Source organism: Pseudomonas sp. p50(2008) (assembly GCF_015351605.1).
Lineage (GTDB): Bacteria > Pseudomonadota > Gammaproteobacteria > Pseudomonadales > Pseudomonadaceae > Aquipseudomonas.
In genome coordinates this window covers 67,065-82,963 of the sequence record NZ_JACMYF010000013.1, presented here as the reverse complement: position 1 = coordinate 82,963, position 15,899 = coordinate 67,065, and the positions used below count along the sequence as shown (strand labels likewise).

The following is a 15,899-nucleotide window of genomic DNA, read 5'->3' as shown; positions in this document are numbered from 1 at the left end:
ACGCGTCGATATTGAGTATTAGTAGCCGGTTACTGCAAAGGTGGTTACTTGCGCGAGGCCTTTTGTTCCGTGGTGTTTATTCGATTTAATACTCGAATCGCCCGGGCCTTTATTAATGACAAACACTTATATCGATATGCATTTATTGCCAGTCAGCAACTGCCGGTAATTTCGCAATCTGTCCATTCACTGTTGCGCCAGAAACAGCTGACAGCCTTGTAGGAGCACAGCTTGCTGGCGATGAGGCCGCATCAGTCAACATCGAAATCGAATGGCGGTCCGCCATCGCCAGCAAGCTGTGCTCCTACAGCGATGCGCAGGGAATCGCCAACTGTTGCCACACCAACAGCGGTTCAAATAAAAGATCACTTCGCAGCAACGTTACTTCTGCACTGCGAGCCATTAAACAGCGAACTCCAATTAACAACCCCATTGGCACAGTTACTGCTTAGAGCCAATCAAGCATGACTATACGAATAGAAAGCTCAGACGAATTTATCTATTCATTGGGGATTAAGCGTGATGCGTTCAGTATTCCGGGGAGCGTTACAAAAGTTACCGCAGGCCATCCGACAGGCCACCCGATTGACAACAGTAGGACTCGGTTCTGCGTTGTTGCTCTCAGGTGTCGTACGTGCGGATGACACATCAACCACAACAACCGGTTCATCGAAATCGGTCGAGCCACAGCTTCAGACGGTCACGGTAAAGGGGCAGCAGATCACACCGGTCGAGGCCGCTAAAAGTCAGCTGGATGAAGTACCGGGCGGCACCAGCATTGTCGACAGCGAGCAAGTGTCCAAAGGACGGACCGCGACGCTGCAAGACACCCTCGCCTATCAGCCAGGTGTGTTCGTGCAATCCACCGGCGGCAATGACGCGGCGAAGATTTCCATTCGCGGCTCGGGTGCCAACACGTCGCCGGGTTACTTCCGCGAGGGCATCAAATTCCTGTTCAACGGTTTGCCCATCACCGGTCCCGGCGGCACGCCTTACGAGTTTCTGAACGGCTCCGGGGTGAACTACACCGAGATCCTGCGCGGTGCCAACGCCTTTCAGTACGGGGCCTTGAGCCTGGGCGGGGCGATCAATTTCGTCAACCAGACCGGCTACACCGCGCCGGGGCTGCGCCTGCGCGCTGAAGCTGGCAGCTATGGCTACAACAAACAAAGCGTCAGTTTTGGTGGCGTCGAGGGTGCCTTCGACTACTACGTCAACGCCGACAATTACCGCAGCGATGGATTCCGCGACTACAGCCTCTCGAAAAGCCAAGGGGTGGTCGCCAATTTCGGCTACAAGTTCAGCCCCAAACTGGAAACCCAGCTGATGCTGCGTTACCGCGACGAATACCACAACGACCCAAGCGCCACCACGCTGGATCAGGTCAAGCACCACAGCGATCGTGCCAGTGCGACCGCCGCTTCCAGCGGTGCCGGCAGCCGGCGTCCGGGCAGCGTCTGGGCGGGCAGCAAGACCACCTACACCTTCGATGATGACGCCACCTTGTCGGTGGGTTTGTCCTACTACGAGTACGCTCACAACAACAGCCCGAACAGCCCCAGCAACCCGAGCTATTGGGACTGGCATGACCTCAGCGCCGTGATCAATTACGACCGCACGGATCAATGGTTCGGCCATGAAAGCCGCTCGAGTCTGGCCTTCACTTCAACCGAGCATTTGAAGGGTGAAGTGAATTCCACGTTTGCCAACAAACAGACGCGCAAGTTCGTGGACTATGGCTCCTCGTTCGACCACGTGTTCTCGCTGGGCAACGACCTGGAACTGGTGGATGACCTGTGGCTGACCACCGGCCTGTCGGCCATCAACGTCCGTCGTCACGCCAATGTGAAGGAATCGCTGGTGCCCAACACCACCGCGTTCCCCACCGATGTGACCTTCGACAACTGGAGCCTGGCGCCACGCATCGGCGTGCGTTACCAGTTCAATCCGAACCTGCAGGTGTTTGCCAACGTCAGCCGTTCGGTGGATCCACCGGCGTCCTGGGAGTATTCGGGTTCCGGTCCGACCGCGCCGTACGTGCGTCCGCTGGTAGAACAGAAAGCCAACACGGTGGAAATCGGTATCAAGGGCTCCGAAGGCATTTTCGATGGCAGCCTGGCGCTCTATCGCTCGTGGGTTAAGAACGAATTGCTGAACGTTCAACTGATCCCCGCTACCTCGACCGCCGCGGCGGTGACCGGCGCCTTCAACGCGACGCCAACGATCCACCAGGGCATCGAAGCCGGGTTGAACACGCGTTTGTGGGAAAGCGACAGCGGCGAGCAGGTCACATGGCGCCAGGTGTACACCTACAACGATTTCTACTACCGTCACGACCCGACCTTTGGTAACAATCAACTGCCGGGCATCCCCAAACATGTGTATCAGGGTGAAGTTCAGTACGAGCATCCGACAGGCTTCTACACCGGTGTGAACGTGCAGTCCGCGTCCCGCACCGCGGTGGATTACGCCAACAGTTTCTACGCGCCCTCCTACACTATTTTTGGCGCGAACGTGGGTTACGAGACCCCTAACAAGGACTGGAAGGTGTCCCTTGATCTGAAGAACCTGGCGAACAAAAAATACGTCACGGCGGTCCAACCGCTGTACGACGCCAAAGGCCAGGACACTGCGGCGTTGTATCCGGGTGACGGGATTGGTGCGTATGTGGCGGTAGAAATGCGTTATTGAATTGCAGCCCGGTGACGGCTATTCGAGCTGTCGATGACCATTGAAATACAGGCAGCCTGACCTGGCGCAGGCTGCCCTTTTGACCCACATCGGAGATTCATCGAGAGAGGCAAGACGTGACGCAGAACATCTATGACACCCCCGAATTTTTTGAGGGTTACAGCCAACTGCCCCGTTCGGTTGAAGGACTCGCCGGCGCGCCTGAATGGCCGAGCTTGCGTGAGCTATTACCGCAAATGGCCGGGCAAAAAGTCGTGGACCTCGGATGCGGCTACGGCTGGTTCAGTTACTGGGCCGCCGAACAGGGCGCTGCCAGCGTGACCGGCCTGGACGTCTCGCAGAAGATGCTGGAGCGTGCCGAAACCCGGCATCATCACCCACGTATCACTTACCGTAAGGCTGACCTTGAACACCTTGAACTTGAGCCCTCCAGCCTGACCCTAGCCTACAGTTCGCTGACCTTCCACTACATCACTGACCTGGCGGCACTGCTGCGCACGGTGTATGAAGCACTGGTGCCGGGGGGAAAACTGGTGTTCTCGATCGAGCACCCGATCTTCATGGCCTCACTGCACCCCGACTGGATTGTCGACGAACAAAAAGGCAAAACATGGCCCGTGGACCACTACCAGGTCGAGGGCCCGCGCTCGACCAACTGGCTGAGCGACAATGTGATCAAGCAGCACCGCACGCTGGGAACACTGTTGAATCTGTTGATCGACGCGGGATTCAGGCTCGACCACATCAACGAGTGGGGACCGTCAGCCGAGGACCTCGTTGCCCGTCCCGCCCTGGCCGATGAGGTGCATCGCCCCATGATGTTGATCGTCGCCGCCAGTCGATAAGCGCCACCTAGAGGCTCCGAAGGCAATCTGGCATCGACTGGATCCAATCGCCCGACATCGACGAAGTAACCTGCTACCCTCAGGGAATGGATGATCTTGATATAGGGGAATGTATGAGCGACATACCTAAGCATGGTTGGACATGGGCCTACCGAAAGCTTCGTGGCCTGCACTGCTCTCGCCTCACTGCTTTCTATCGAGCCACCTTGTATTCAGTGCGCGGCGACACGGGAACGCTCACCAGTGCGGATAACTGGCAGAAAATACGCTTGCGGCGTTGATTGAACGGCGCAGACACAACTCACCCATACGACAAAGCCCTGACATTTCAGGGCTTTGTGGTTTCAGGATTTGAGTGTCGATACCGTTCGTCCGCTGGCCCGCACCTATGGCCCGCGCATCCTTCCAATGTTGTGTTAACCACTCGCAAGGAAAATTCAACATGATGAACAGAAAAATTGCGGTACTTACGCTTGCAGGCATCATGTCGGCCTGCTCGCTTCACGCCTTTGCGGCGGGCGAAACGACCACTGGAACGCCCTCTGCGGATGGTACCAGCCAGACCCGTGATCCAGCGCCCAAAGCCACCAATGCAGACCCGGACGCCGCTTCCCTGCCACAAGGCGCGGATGGCGGCACTACCGACAGCGGCCCTACACCTGCCGGTTCGAAAGCCGGTGGTGCTGACAAGGCGGGTGGCGGGAGCAGCAGCGGTGGCAGTGGCGGTAGCTGATACGCCTTTTACTGGATACACACACAACTGTAGGAGTGAGCCTGCTCGCGATGAGGCCATAACATCCAACATCTTATTGGCTGTTATATCGTCATCGCGAGCAGGCTCACTCCTACACGGGTAGCGTTAAGGCTGGTTTCGCATCAACAACACTTAGGCCCCGCTTTACTCCCGTACCTCGCCTCCTGGCGTTCCCGGAAGAACATCTCGTAATCCATCACCGGCTTGTCCGGGTGTTTGCTCTGCATATGCTCGACGTAGTTATCGTAGTCAGGCATCCCCACCATCAAGCGCGCAGCCTGCCCCAGGTATTTACCGAGGCGGCTCAAGTCATTGAACATGTGCCCTCCTCACTCAAGCCTCTGGCAGCGCCTGAAACGGTGCTTCTTTATCCGTGCGCTCTTTCGTACCCCAGGCGGCAATACCTACTTTCAGTGCAAAGAACAAGATGCTGAACACCACGAGCAGGAACAGCGCCGTCAGCGTCGCGTTGGTGTAGGCGTTCCAGATCACGTGCTGCATCTGGTTGATGTCCTTGGCCGGAGCCAGGATCTGACCATTGGCCAGCGCATCGCTGTACTTCTTGGCCAATGCCAGGAAACCAATCGCCGGGTTCGCGTCGAACAGCTTGATGAAACCGGCCGTGGTGGTGCAGATCAGCAGCCAGACGGCGGGCAGCATGGTCACCCAGACGTAGCGTTGACGTTTCATTTTGATCAGCACGACCGTCGCCAGCATCAGCGCGATACCCGCCAGCATCTGGTTGGAGATACCAAACAGCGGCCACAAGGTGTTGATGCCGCCCAATGGGTCGATTACGCCTTGATACAGCAGGTAGCCCCACATCGCCACGCAACCGGCGGTGGCGATCAGGTTGGCGGTCCAGGATTCGGTGCGTTTCAGCGCCGGCACAAACGAGCCGAGCAAGTCCTGCAGCATGAAGCGCCCGGCACGGGTACCGGCGTCCACCGCTGTCAAAATAAACAACGCTTCAAACAAGATCGCGAAGTGGTACCAGAACGCCATGGTGTTTTCACCTGGCAGCAACTGGTGCAGGATTTGCGCGATACCCACAGCCAGGGTCGGCGCACCACCGGCACGGGCCAGAATGGTGGTTTCACCGATATCGCGGGCCACCGCTTCCAGCGCGTCCGGCGTGATCGCAAAGCCCCAGCTGCTGACCGTCTGCGCAACCGTCACCGCATCGGAACCGACGATCGCCGCCGGGCTGTTCATGGCGAAGTACACACCCGGCTCGATCACCGAAGCGGCAACCATCGCCATGATCGCCACGAAGGATTCCATCAGCATGCCGCCGTAACCGATGTAACGGGCATGCCCTTCGCTGGCCAGCAACTTCGGCGTAGTGCCGGAAGCGATCAGCGCATGGAAACCCGACACCGCACCGCAGGCGATGGTGATAAACAGGAACGGAAACAGACCGCCTTTCCACACCGGGCCGGTGCCGTCGATGAACTGGGTCAGGGCTGGCATTTTCAGGTCTGGCATGGTCACCAGGATGCCGATCGCCAGGGCCATGATGGTGCCGATTTTCAGGAAGGTCGACAGGTAGTCACGGGGGGCCAGGATCAGCCACACCGGCAGCACCGCTGCGACAAACCCGTAACCAATCAGCATCCAGGTGATCTGGATCCCGGTGAAGGTAAACGCCTTGGCCCACACCGGATCAGCAGCAATCTGCCCGCCCAGCCAGATCGAACCCAGCAGCAGCAACACGCCCACCACCGAGATCTCGCCAATGCGGCCCGGGCGGATGTAGCGCATGTAGATGCCCATGAACATCGCGATCGGCACGGTCGCCATTACGGTGAACATGCCCCACGGGCTTTCGGCCAGGGCCTTGACCACGATCAGCGCCAGCACCGCGAGGATGATGATCATGATCAGGAAGCAGCCGAACAAGGCGATGGTGCCGGGAATGCGGCCCATTTCCTCACGCACCATGTCGCCCAAGGAGCGACCGTTGCGGCGGGTGGACAGGAACAGCACCATGAAGTCCTGAACCGCACCGGCCAGCACCACGCCGGCGATCAGCCATAGCGTACCGGGCAGATAGCCCATTTGCGCCGCCAACACCGGACCGACCAAAGGCCCCGCGCCAGCGATGGCCGCGAAATGATGACCGAAGAGGACGTGCTTGTTGGTCGGTACGAAGTCCAGACCATCGTTGTTGAGCACAGCGGGCGTGGCCCGATTGGGGTCGAGCTGCATCACCTTGTTGGCGATGAACAGGCTGTAATAGCGATAAGCGACGAGGTAGATAGCGACTGCTGCGACTACGATCCACAGGGCGTTGATGGCTTCGCCACGGCGCAAGGCCACGACACTCAGCGCGAACGCTCCAAGGACAGCCACGGCAAACCAGGCGAGGTGTTTAGCCAGACGGGGCATTGTGTGTCTCCTGCCGACAGCTCGTGGCCGCGGCGGTAATTTTTATAATTGTGTCCGCTGTGCGGAGCTGGCCCAATATCCCCGCATGCCGTCCACAAATAAATCCGCAGAACTACGTACAACCGGCCTACGTAGTTCTACGTAGATACCCCCATTTACAGGCCCAAACACAAAGCCTAAATGGGAGCCATAATGCTTTTCTCTGTAAGAGAGCTTCAGGCAAGCACAGTACTGTGCTTGCCTCTTCTTAAGTGAACAGTATTACCGTGGGAGCCGGGCTTGCCCGCGATGACAATCTTTCGTTCGACAATGATGCCAGCTGATCCACCGCTATCGTGGGCAAGCTTTGCTTCTACGGGGATTAGCCACAAGTCATTCCGTCCAGCAGCGCTACAGAACCCGCGTATCTTTGGCATATGATGCCGGGCCCTCGCTTTCCCCCTCGGCCCGGACAGGAGCCCAGATGCAGCTCAAACACAAAATCGTCGCGCTCGGCATCCTGCCGCTGGTCCTGGCCATCGCGGTCATCTGTGCGCTGGTGATTTCCCTGAACCGCCAACTCGGCGACCAGCAGGCGCAGCTCATCGAAGACAGCATCCTGGCGAGCAAGCGCGCAGAGCTCAAAAACTACGTGGAAATGGCGCAAAGCCTCATCGCCCCGCTCTACGACGACGGCCACGGCGACGCTCACGCGCAGCAACAAGTGCTGGAAGAACTGCGCAAACTCAGCTTCGGCATCAACGGCTACTTCTTCGTCTACGACCGCGAGGGCCGCAGCCTGATGCACGCGCGCCAGTCGGAACTGGTCGGCCAATACCTGTGGGACATGAAAGACCCGCACGGCCTGCCGGTGATCCAGGCCTTGCTGAAAAGCGCCGAATCCGGCGAAGGTTTCCAGCGATACGCCTGGAACAAACCCTCATCCGGACAAGTCACCGACAAGCTCGCGTACGTGGTGATGCTCGACCGTTGGGGCTGGATGCTCGGCACCGGCATCTACCTGGAAGACGTCGAACGTGCCACCCAGCAAGCCCGAGACGAAGTCGCCCAAGGCATCCGCAAAACCATGCTGGCCATCGCCGCCGTAGCCCTCGTCGCGGTGCTGTTCGTCTTCGCCAGCGGCATGACACTCAACGTCAGCGAACACCGACTGGCCGACAAAAAACTCCAGCGCCTGACCCAACGCATCGTCAGCCTGCAAGAAGAAGAGCGCTCCAGAGTGTCCCGCGAGTTGCACGACGGCATCAGCCAGGTGCTGGTCTCGATCAAATTCCAGTTCGAGCTGGCCAGCCATGTGTTGGAGAACGGTCAGGACAAAGGCCTGAGCATCCTGCGAGAAGCCACCGAACGCCTCGGCGATGCCATTGGCGAAGTCCGCAGCCTGTCCCACGACCTGCGTTCGTCCCTGCTCGACACCCTCGGCCTGCCCGCCGCCATCGGCCAGCTCGCCGCCGAATTCGAGCAACGCAGCGGCCTGAAAGTGACCTACAACGACAACGAATTCGACTGTGATCTGGTGGACGGCGCCGCCGTCTCGCTGTTTCGCATCGTGCAAGAAGGCCTGACCAACATCGAACGCCATGCCCAGGCGAAAAACGTAGCGATCACCCTGCACGGCTCAACAGAAGGCGTACGCCTGAGCGTGGTCGATGACGGCATCGGCTTCAACGTCGCCCAGGTCGAACGTCGCCATACCGGCATCGGCCTGCGTAACATCCGCGAACGCGTCGAACATTTTGGTGGCCAGTTCGCCCTGATATCGACACCGGGAAGAAGCGAGCTGGACGTGTTGCTGCCGATGAAACCCACCGGCGCCACACGCTGACCGCCCACCCAACAACAAGAGTAAAAGCCGCGATGAACCTGCCCTCCCCGATCCGCGTCGCCCTGGTCGACGATCACTCCCTGGTCCGCGACGGCATCAAAGCCCTGCTCTCGGTCATGGCACCGCTGGAAGTAGTGGGCGAAGCCGAGAACGGCGCAGACGCAATCGACATGGTCGGCCGCTGCCAGCCAGACCTGGTACTGGTCGACATCGGCCTCAAAGACATGAACGGCCTGGAACTCACCCGGCTGCTGCGCAACCGCTACCCGACCCTCAAAGTGCTGGTGCTGAGCATGTACGACAATCATGAATACGTCAGCGAATCCGTCCGCGCCGGTGCCAGCGGCTACGTCCTCAAGAACTCACCGTCCCGGGAAATCATCGCGGCCATCGAAGCCATCGCCAACGGCGGATCGTTTTACAGCGCGGAAATTGCCCAACGGCTGATCGCTGATAAAAGCACCGACACTGAGCTGACACCACGGGAAAGTCAGGTGCTGTACAAAATGGCTCAGGGGTTGAACAACAAGGAAATGGCGAGGGAACTGGATATCAGCGTGCGGACTGTTGAGACGCATCGATTGAGTATTCGTCGAAAGCTGAATATCGATAAGCCGGCGGCATTGGTGAAGTATGCGATTGATCATGGGATTATTTCGCGGTAGGCGTTCCGACACATGAGGCCGTCGCCTTAAGTACCGGAGCTGTACAACAGCACTTCTTTCCGCGGCAGCGTGTCCTTCAGAAAAATCCACGCATCCATGACTTCCAAGATATCGACATCCAGCTCGGGTTCCATGGGCTGTTCGTGCCACCAAATAACGCTTCGATCCTGAACCAGACTTTCCGTGTCTATCGATAGATAATCCCATGCGCGATTGGGAAAAATCGCAAGCCAGATTTCCGCGAAACTCTTAACTTCTTCATCGATATATCAGCAAAAATGGAAAAATTCTGGGCTTTAGTGAGCCCATGGACTGCGCCGGACAGAACGTGAAACCGTTGTGCAGGTGAAGATAAAATTCATACAAATTCCCACGACGGACATTTAGAGGGCACTTACAAATTCTTGTAAGCCTGTTCTGCATCAATAATCAATAGCCCCAGCTCAAGATCCTCTGTCCACTGATCTACGATAACCCGCGCCAATCCGAGATCACGATTACTGTTGTTAGGGATATCGCCCGAACCAATCATATCCAAAACATGCAGTAAGCTGTGCTTAAATCTGACGAGTTGATTGTCAGTTATGCTTGAGAAAACATCCTTGCGGTGACGTAGTAGTGCCTCGTCAATGCCTCCTATAGCTCGACCAACCAGCTCAACAGCTTTTTTAGAATCTTTCATGCCGCCATCCCTCCAAGGTCGTTAAGTAATACCATACTGGAACTCACCCCCCCCAAATCTTAATCTGCTGTCCCACCCTCCGGTGAATTTCGGCAAAGCTTAGCCAACACGCCAATTGCTACTTCACTTTCGAGTACCAGTTACAACGAAAAAATTTAATTGTCGCTGCGCATAATCCATTTTTTGAAGCAAGGGATTATCATAGTCGCTATAGATTTCTAAATATACTCGAGGTGAATTTGTGATTGGGTTTTCATTAATCTCATCCTTCTCCAAATTCCGCACCGCCTCTTCGTAACTACTAATCACCGAGTAAAGAAGATTTTCCGCACGTCCTCTCTTAATGCTCCGCAACTCATCTAGCACTTCCAGTAACAAATCCAGCATCATATGTTTATTCAATGGCCACTCCTTGGATTGCAAAAGTTCTCAATTCAACACGACGACCATAAATAGAGCATGACACATGGTAATCAATAACATTGCTGAAGACATGGTTATTTCACCCAGAATATAAAACACCACAAGGCAAAAACAAAACACAAAACCAAGAACCGACTACAATCAGATGATTACGAAATTAATTTAATATGAAGGGATTAATACACCGACTGCTCCAGAAACAACATCAAACGAAAACCTGTGGTCTATATTATTGATATTTACAAAAAAACACAGTTGCCCAGCTACATAATAGACATCAGAAAAAACACCTTGTCCAACTATAGCTTTTGCAGCAGCACTGATATCCCACATCAGATCTCCGTCTGACTTGACAATCAGGGCCTTATTCTCTTTTGTATTAAAAGGAGCAATCACGACCGCTATGCCAATACCGTCCAGTAATAATTTAGGGATAAGTTTGTGGGGATTTTCGATTTTGTATGAATATCCAAGAAATGACCATGCGACTCCCGTAGGCAAAAGCTCCCAGACGCTTAAACCTTGAGGGTTGGCGGCGCGATCATACGATCCAAGATTGTCTATTACAGAAAAACTTTCAATAACGCTCATGCAACCTCCACAACCACTAAAATGTAGCGCTATTGGTTTTCCTACCGGCTTCATTTTAGCCCTATCCTGATAATTAAGAACCTGAGTTTGACTTTCCCCGCCTGGGACAGACGTCCGCCAGATGTCTGCGGGGGTTCGCCGCAGCGTCCGCTCGCGTCTGCAGGAATTAGATCCAGCTTAAACCCGAAATCAGTCGATAAACCTTCACTGCCGGCAAAGCAAACAAGCAACAACTCCTGGCCGCCCTTGAGGGCCAGGGTCAGCTCGAACAGGCGCCTGTTATGCGCCCAAAACAGTGAGGAAGATCCATCGCTTGAACTACTCCTTAACCGGTAACACGTCATCAGGCTTGAGCTGCCTGCACGTAGTGATCATCGAAAATCAGGCACCCGGCGACTTGCGCCTGGAAGCGACCCACTTGAACAACCGGCTTAACCACCAACGACTGCGGGCTTCGCGAATATCGTCGATTTGCATAAAGGTGTAGGGAGTGGGCATGGTTTTTTCTTGGATGCGGAGGGTACGCAGGCCTCTGATTATGTGGCGCGCGTAGAATAATATTGTGACGGAAACAGCTAGCATCCCAAACAGGACAACCATACCGGTAGTGAGGAAACCGGCTGTCTTAGTAAAAAAACTTGCCGCCAAGGTGGTTGCGCCGGCCACAAAAAGAGGGCTATATGCGGCCGATGATTTTTGCTTGTTTTGCGGACGTGGCTGGACCTTGATTCCATCGTATTCGAATGGATGAAATGACGATTTGCCATTTGCCAGGACTAAATACGTCAATGACACGACCCCCATTGGCACAGGCCACATCATGAGGGCAGCAATGCTTGTCTTTCCCCAGAAACTTGCACCAAGTATATAAGCTGCCGTACAGGCCATATAGGAAAATGCGCATACGACCATAACAAGCACCGAAGTCAAATAAAAAGTAATTCTCTCACATACATAGACAAGATATATAGTACACATGAATGCGAGCAGCGACATAATAAAAAATGCATGCCAAAAATACTTTAAATTTGAAGGCCCAAATGCCATAAAAAAAACTAAGAACCCAAAAAAACCCCAACTGGTTTTCTTAATATTCTGGGAGTCGATCATTCATCATCCTCAATTTTCAACGCGTCGCTGACCGTCTTATTAAGTCGCAATCAAGCTCAACCACGAACCCCATAGGCTGAGTAGCGCGATATTGCTGCCACTGCTGCCGTTGTTCCCGATGCTCAGCATATGGCCGTTGATATAACGGCTACCGTCGATGGCGAGTTCGATTTCACTCGTCGCGGCCTGCCCCCCGCTCTTGAGGACCATGGTCAGCTTGAACAGGCGCCTGTTCTGCGCCAAAAACAGTGAGGAAAGATCCATCGCTTCAACTACTCCTTAACCAGTAACACGTCATCAGGTTTGGACGGCCTGCACGTAGTGATCATCGAAAATCAGGCACCCGGCGACTTGCACCAGGAAGCGACCCACTTGAACAATCTGCTCAACCACCAACGACTGCGCGCTTCGCGAATTTCGTCGATTTGCATGAAGGTGTAGGGGATGGGCATGGTTTTTTCTTGGATGCGGAGGGTGCGCAGGCCTCGGATCGAATGGCGCAAATTGATTAAAATAAATATGGTGCAAAATGTTAGCAGCAATGCACCGATGACACCGCCGACCGGTATTCCCACTGATTTGGTAAAAACACTAGCCGCTAGCGTCGTCGCACCAGCTAGTAATACGAGAGGGTAATAAGCAAAATCTTTTTTTGCAGCTTGAGGTCTAGGTTGAACTTTAATTCCATTATATTCAAAAGGATCGAATAACGCCTTGGTGTTAACTATGAACAAATATACTAGAAGCGAACAGGCGGCTGGCAACAAGCCCACAATAACGGCTTGAATATTCCCCACCCCCAAACTTTTGACCGCCAAAAAATAGGCCGCACTACCAGCCATTAAAACTAAAAATCCTAACATAGCAATAAAAAGCCACCCCACATAGAAAGTGAACTTCTCACACGCACACACTAAGTAAACGCACCATCCAAGCTTAATAATAAAAATAAAAATATATGCCTGCCAAAAAAACGGGATCGCGGAGAGGCCCAGGACCATGGCAAAAACCAGCGCACCTAGCGAAACCCATGCACCCTGCTTAAGACTTTTAAAGTCTAAAATCATTTGACTATCATCTCTTCAGGTAATTTTCGACATCTTTATCATAGCCATTGCCATTGCTAACCATTATATATTGCGCAAAGAGACCGGCAGTGGATCCGACAATCAAAACTAAAGCTAATGGTGCAGCGGCCGCAAAAGCCGTGACATAGAGGAGCGTAAAGCCAGCCCCACCTTACATGCCCCCGGCTAACGAGGCCAGGTTCGTTGGCTGACTGCGGCGTAAACTTTGCTCCCAAAGTAAAACCCGGCCCTTGCCGAGCCCACTGTCGACGGTCAGGTCGGTGGCGTAGGAACGTGACCAGTCGATGGCGTCGTAGCCGAAACAACTGGTGAGTTTGCCCTGGGTGCGTAACACCTCGCGGTGCAGGTTATCGCGTTCCATGTCGCTGATGAGCTGGCCGTCAAGGTTGAGCTGGTGCAGGTGGCCGCTGCCGTAATACAGGTGGTTCAGGTGCTGGCCGGTGGGCAAAGTCAGGGTGGTCAGGTTACTCAGTGGATCGTAGTCGTAGGACAGAGCGCCTTGTGGGGTGGTCTCTTTGATCAGGCGGCCCAGCAAATCGTAGGAGGATTCGAGTGTTTCTTCGCTGACGCCGAGCTTCCTGCCGTTAGTAGTAGGCAGGTGCCCGGTGGACTGCAAGCGGTCCGCATCTTCGTAGGTATAAGCCTGACAGGCATCGGCGGTAAATTAGGCCAGTAAACTTCCGATTGAATCGAGTTAGAGTTCGGCGTTGGTGTTGTGGCCATCCGGCGAGTTCGCTGTAAGCCATATTTAACGCCCCACAAGCAAATTTACATACACGTAAATTTCAGATCAATCTTTGCAACGAAAAACCGCACAATTTTACAAAAATCGTCATAGAGCCGTTTTTTTCCACTTATCACCATTTTTTGTTTCTTTTTTCACTATCAGCCATCCATCTACAGTATTTTTTATAAAAAACTTATATACAGCCTTTAGCCTAGCCATCTGTTCGACAATCACAGTATAATTTTTACCTTCTTGAACAGGGTCATTTATTACATCCCTCTCTGGATCATAAGTCGGAGGTGATCCACAACCTAGATCTACAAGACGAGCCCAGCTTCGTTCATCTGATACAGAATACTTAGCTAGTACACTCTTAAGCTTAAGCTCATATGCTTTATCACAGTCAGAGGTATCTTTATCTTCATTGATCAGCCCCATTTGCTCATCGCGAAAGGCTGTCTCCCAGTTCCGCATTTCTGACATAAAACCCTTCAAGACCTCAACAACTAAAACTTTTTCTTCCATAACAACCTCAGTTACTAAAAATGTCTGACAGTACAGTTTTCCCTTGCTGGAAAACGTTATACACAACTTTCGTTGGCCTCGTGCTGGATGCACCATAGATAAATTTAATATCTACATCGACGGGACCATTACTTCTTACGAAGCTGGCTACCTCCCCTTCAAAATCTCTAAAAAGACCTCGGTTTATTCTTGAGAGCTGTGGAAAAACACCATTCTTACCGCCTGAACCACCCAGCAGCTTTCCGATTATGTGACCTGCGTCATCTTTAGAGTTACCTAGCGCCCGCGCCCACACTCTAGATGATGCATTCGTTGCCGTTCCTGTTCCTAAATCCTTCGCAGTAATAGTCGCCGTTGCTCGGAGAGGCTGCCCTGCTGCGCCACGTGTGACTGCGGTACTGACACACCAACCCAAAGGATCAATCCACCCATTGGTATTGGGGGCATATTGGTAAAGATTATCCCCCCCAAACAACCCAATCGGATCCTGCGTAGTAAACCGCCCCACCTCCGGATCGTAATACCGAAAAGTATTGTAATGCAGCCCCGTCTCATCATCGAAATACTGCCCCTGAAACCGCAGATTCTGTTCGACTACATTGACGTCCAGACGCTCCACCGCACCCCACGCCTTATACGTCGCCTGCCAGACAACCTGCCCTTCCCGGTCAGTCATCTCCAGCGGCGTACCAATCTGGTCGGTATGGAAGTAATAAAGCGTCTGCTCCCCACCCTCTTCCTGGTCCACCCGAGCAAGTGGCGCATAACTCCCCGGCTCATACACATAAAGGCTACTCTGCCCCGGCGCTTCCTCGCGCAACATGCGCAAGCCCTGCCACAGAAAATGCTTCTGCTCTGTGACCCCGTTGACCTCCGACACCTTGGCAACACGTCGTCCGAGGCTGTCGTAGCGATAAGCCCCGGTACTTTCCAACTTGCCGCCAACCAACTTCTCAGCTTTAACCAACCGATTCTCACAGTCATAGCTGAACGTCTGCAGCCGGCTCATCCCACTACGCTTTTCAATCAGGTTGCCCCACGCATCGTAGGTATATTCCTGATCCCGCCACTGCTTGATCCGGTTGTCTTTGACGTGATCAAACTGGCTGGTATTGAAGTTCAGGCGATTCGCCGCCGCGTCGTATCGGAACTCTTCACTGTCCACCAACTTGCCGGTATCACGGCTGTGCAGTTGGCCGTTGGCTTCGTACTCGTACTTGATCTCGCCGCGCAGTTTATCGAGGGTGCGGATGAGTTCGCCGGCCGGGTCGTATTGATGACGGCGATGGATCGGGTTGTAGGCGTGTTCTACCAACAGCTCAGGCTGAATGCCGGGATTGAGAATCTGTGAGAGTTTCTCTGCCGGCAACGTCGAGGCGAATTGCCAGGCTTTACGGCCCATGGCGTCATAGTCGAAACAACTGGTGAGTTTGCCCTGGGTGCGTAACACCTCGCGGTGCAGGTCATCGCGCTCCATGTCGCTGATGAGCTGGCCGTCGAGGTTGAGTTGGTGCAGGTGGCCGCTGCCGTAGTACAGGTGGTTCAGGTGCTGGCCGGTGGGCAAAGTCAGAGTGGTGAGGTT

At 54.2% G+C, this 15,899-nt stretch carries 15 protein-coding genes and 1 pseudogene; 5 read left to right on the top strand and 11 right to left on the bottom strand.

The genetic code is table 11. The features are described 5' to 3' along the window. The first annotated feature begins 522 nt into the window (after nt 1-522). From H7698_RS28885 to H7698_RS28875, 3 genes are all read left to right on the top strand, one after another. Nucleotides 523-2,691, top strand: a complete 2,169-nt coding sequence (locus H7698_RS28885; RefSeq protein WP_194693685.1) for a TonB-dependent receptor family protein — start codon at nt 523-525, stop codon at nt 2,689-2,691. Nucleotides 2,692-2,807: 116 nt separating this feature from the next. Beyond that, complete coding sequence (locus tag H7698_RS28880) at nt 2,808-3,536, top strand: class I SAM-dependent methyltransferase (RefSeq protein ID WP_194693684.1); 729 nt, start codon at nt 2,808-2,810, stop codon at nt 3,534-3,536. A 442-nt stretch (nt 3,537-3,978) separates the two neighbouring features. Beyond that, complete coding sequence (locus H7698_RS28875) at nt 3,979-4,269, top strand: hypothetical protein (protein ID WP_162438091.1); 291 nt, start codon at nt 3,979-3,981, stop codon at nt 4,267-4,269. A gap of 143 nt (nt 4,270-4,412) precedes the next feature. Here the strand turns inward: H7698_RS28875 and H7698_RS28870 are convergent, their stop codons facing one another. Together H7698_RS28870 and H7698_RS28865 are read right to left on the bottom strand one after the other, a co-directional pair. Then, nucleotides 4,413-4,610: a YbdD/YjiX family protein gene (locus tag H7698_RS28870; RefSeq protein WP_059406027.1), complete on the bottom strand. Its 198-nt coding sequence runs from the start codon at nt 4,608-4,610 to the stop codon at nt 4,413-4,415. 13 nt (nt 4,611-4,623) lie between these two features. Next, nucleotides 4,624-6,681, bottom strand: a complete 2,058-nt coding sequence (locus H7698_RS28865; RefSeq protein WP_194693683.1) for a carbon starvation CstA family protein — start codon at nt 6,679-6,681, stop codon at nt 4,624-4,626. A 463-nt stretch (nt 6,682-7,144) separates the two neighbouring features. Between H7698_RS28865 and H7698_RS28860 the strand changes: the two genes are divergently transcribed. Together H7698_RS28860 and H7698_RS28855 are read left to right on the top strand one after the other, a co-directional pair. Further along, on the top strand, nt 7,145-8,506 hold the full coding sequence (locus H7698_RS28860; RefSeq protein WP_194693682.1) for a cache domain-containing protein: 1,362 nt from the start codon (nt 7,145-7,147) through the stop codon (nt 8,504-8,506). A gap of 32 nt (nt 8,507-8,538) precedes the next feature. Continuing rightward, on the top strand, nt 8,539-9,171 hold the full coding sequence (locus H7698_RS28855) for a response regulator (RefSeq protein WP_194693681.1): 633 nt from the start codon (nt 8,539-8,541) through the stop codon (nt 9,169-9,171). A 394-nt stretch (nt 9,172-9,565) separates the two neighbouring features. Here H7698_RS28855 and H7698_RS28850 read toward each other — a convergent pair whose 3' ends face one another. From H7698_RS28850 to H7698_RS28810, 9 genes and pseudogenes are all read right to left on the bottom strand, one after another. Then, entirely contained in the window at nt 9,566-9,853 is a 288-nt protein-coding gene (locus tag H7698_RS28850; RefSeq protein WP_194693680.1) for a hypothetical protein, read from the bottom strand. 123 nt (nt 9,854-9,976) lie between these two features. Continuing rightward, on the bottom strand, nt 9,977-10,255 hold the full coding sequence (locus tag H7698_RS28845; RefSeq protein WP_194693679.1) for a hypothetical protein: 279 nt from the start codon (nt 10,253-10,255) through the stop codon (nt 9,977-9,979). 183 nt (nt 10,256-10,438) lie between these two features. Then, entirely contained in the window at nt 10,439-10,867 is a 429-nt protein-coding gene (locus tag H7698_RS28840; RefSeq protein ID WP_194693678.1) for a hypothetical protein, read from the bottom strand. 381 nt (nt 10,868-11,248) lie between these two features. Next, nucleotides 11,249-11,977 carry a hypothetical protein gene (locus H7698_RS28835; RefSeq protein ID WP_194693677.1) on the bottom strand — a complete coding sequence of 243 codons (729 nt, stop codon included), beginning with the start codon at nt 11,975-11,977 and terminating at the stop codon, nt 11,249-11,251. A gap of 39 nt (nt 11,978-12,016) precedes the next feature. Continuing rightward, nucleotides 12,017-12,241, bottom strand: coding sequence for a hypothetical protein (locus H7698_RS28830; protein WP_235992981.1), 225 nt, complete (start codon nt 12,239-12,241; stop codon nt 12,017-12,019). Between the two features lie 71 nt (nt 12,242-12,312). After that, the gene (locus tag H7698_RS28825) at nt 12,313-13,044 is read right to left on the bottom strand and encodes a hypothetical protein (protein ID WP_194693676.1); all 732 of its coding nucleotides are present in this window, start codon (nt 13,042-13,044) and stop codon (nt 12,313-12,315) included. A 265-nt stretch (nt 13,045-13,309) separates the two neighbouring features. Continuing rightward, nucleotides 13,310-13,756, bottom strand: a pseudogene (locus H7698_RS28820) (type IV secretion protein Rhs); the annotation flags it as partial. A gap of 141 nt (nt 13,757-13,897) precedes the next feature. Beyond that, a complete protein-coding gene (locus H7698_RS28815) occupies nt 13,898-14,317 on the bottom strand; it encodes an NTF2 fold immunity protein (RefSeq protein WP_194693675.1) in 420 nt (139 codons plus the stop codon). A gap of 7 nt (nt 14,318-14,324) precedes the next feature. Next, the gene (locus H7698_RS28810; protein ID WP_442966345.1) at nt 14,325-15,794 is read right to left on the bottom strand and encodes an RHS repeat-associated core domain-containing protein; all 1,470 of its coding nucleotides are present in this window, start codon (nt 15,792-15,794) and stop codon (nt 14,325-14,327) included. Between the last annotated feature and the right edge of the window lie 105 nt (nt 15,795-15,899).